The sequence below is a fragment of the Caballeronia temeraria genome (assembly GCF_001544795.2).
GTDB classification, from domain to species: domain Bacteria; phylum Pseudomonadota; class Gammaproteobacteria; order Burkholderiales; family Burkholderiaceae; genus Caballeronia; species Caballeronia temeraria.
Genome location: NZ_FCOI02000099.1, coordinates 1 through 1795, shown reverse-complemented (window position 1 = coordinate 1795; position 1795 = coordinate 1). Strand labels below are relative to the sequence as shown.

The following is a 1795-nucleotide window of genomic DNA, read 5'->3' as shown; positions in this document are numbered from 1 at the left end:
TGGACGCGCGTCGGCAGCTCGCTGAGTGCGAGCAGGGTGTCCACACCATCCAGCCGCCTGCGAAGCTCGGTCACGAGATCCATGACGCTCGCGTCACCGACCCGCCGGCGATTGCTTTGTCTGGAGTTCACTGCGGAGCAGTCGACGAGGCGATCAATCTTGCGGAAGTATGCCTGCGCAGCTACGCGATGCCTGGCATACAGGGAGGTAACATTTGACTTTGAAAGACAGTCTTTAACGACCTCGGCATTCATGTCGAAATGAACCTGCAGCGCATCGGCGGCATCGGCCCGATGAAAACATGCCACCTGATCAAGCAGCGTCTCGCCGTCGCGGTCGATGAGATCGATCCAGACCTCACCGTCTTCGAGGATCTGGCCGGCGCGATAGATCACCCGCTCGTCCTGACTGGCGCAGGCGAGCATCCGGTGTCCGTCGACATCATCAACCGACATCTCGAATACCTCCACCAGCTCCCCGCTCACTGCGACCTGCATGACCAATAAAGCCATCTCTGCTCCTTGCAATGCGAATGACGGAATACCGCGGTGCAGACCAGGCGATCAAACGCTGGCGATCTGTCTGAGTGGCGCAATGGCCGCTGGTGTGCTGCAGGCCATGCCGGATTAGCCGCGGCTGTCGACCCAGCCGCGCGCCCATGCGGCAGCGTGCCCCAGAGCCTGCGTTTCGCTATCGAAATAGTCGAGCGCATCAAACTGGTAGGACACCGGCTCGGCATTGCGGGCGTCACCTCTTGTGAGCAGCAGGTTGGCAGCAAACCAGCCGTCAGGTAACAGGTGTGCGGACGGCGAGACTGAATAACCGTTGTACTGGTGAATATGTTTATTATTTTGCATAAGCGATAACCGGCCGCACGACATCATGTCGCACAGGCGGAATAAATTAAATTGGGGCGAGACGGATCGTGTCGGAAAGACAAATGATGCGCGGGTGGAAACCCGGCGATCAGATCGGGAGCGCAGGGCTCCGCGAGGATGCTAGTCAGGCAGATAAAGCAAAGGGCCGGCAGGCCGGCCCTTGAACTACGTTACTGCGGCGAGATATTCGCAGCCTGCATACCCTTCGGGCCGCGCTTTGTCTCGTAGCTCACCTTCTGGTTTTCGGCGAGCGTCTTGAAGCCGTCGCCGCGAACTTCCGAGAAGTGCGCGAAGAGATCCTCGCCACCAGCGTCCGGAGTAATGAAGCCAAAACCCTTGCTATCGTTGAACCACTTGACAGTACCGGTATCCATGAGAATTCCCTGAAATAAAAATAACAGCTCCGGTGCGGAGCGACAAAAACTTCAAGGAAGAAGAGAGGACAGCGAGTACCGCGCAGACGAGGCGGAAAATGGTGATCAGCAATCGAGCTTCTTGAATATTTCGAGACCCACAATATAGTGCGGCATGGGGACTGTCAATGCTTTTCGTAGTGCGCTCCTCTTTTGGCGTAAATATTTGTCCAAGGTAACAGGCTCCTTAGCGAAAGCGTGTCGCACATTCAAATATCACTCGTTCGGCGACGCTGAAGACCGGCCGCTCTATCTGGCGGATCCCGCCTTCGTCGCATGCCCGCCCGACTGTCCCGGGCAGGCAGGCATCACTGGGCCTGGAAATCGACCAGCGGACGCCAGTATTCATCCTGTCGTCCTTCGGGACTTCCTTCCTGCTGCCATAGAACATAGGCTCGCTCCCGGAGATGCTGCTCGAGCGCGCGATGCCAGAATTCTTCGGCACGCCCTTCAGGGCGTCCTTCCTTCTCCCAGAGCAGGTAAGCGCGCTCCCGGACGGCCTGC

General features: G+C 58.0%; 4 protein-coding genes. All 4 read right to left on the bottom strand.

Features of this window, described 5'->3' with window-relative positions; all coding sequences use genetic code 11:
- A partial coding sequence (locus AWB76_RS38575; RefSeq protein WP_157696347.1) for a hypothetical protein occupies nucleotides 1-512 on the bottom strand: 512 nt, incomplete at its 3' end.
- A gap of 114 nt (nucleotides 513-626) precedes the next feature.
- Nucleotides 627-857 (bottom strand): hypothetical protein, encoded by a 231-nt coding sequence (locus AWB76_RS38570; RefSeq protein WP_061165319.1) that lies wholly within the window; start codon nucleotides 855-857, stop codon nucleotides 627-629.
- Nucleotides 858-1048: 191 nt separating this feature from the next.
- Nucleotides 1049-1252 carry a cold-shock protein gene (locus AWB76_RS38565; protein WP_061165318.1) on the bottom strand — a complete coding sequence of 68 codons (204 nt, stop codon included), beginning with the start codon at nucleotides 1250-1252 and terminating at the stop codon, nucleotides 1049-1051.
- Nucleotides 1253-1599: 347 nt separating this feature from the next.
- On the bottom strand, nucleotides 1600-1795 hold a 196-nt coding region (locus tag AWB76_RS40025), incomplete at its 5' end, for a DUF2934 domain-containing protein (protein ID WP_157696346.1).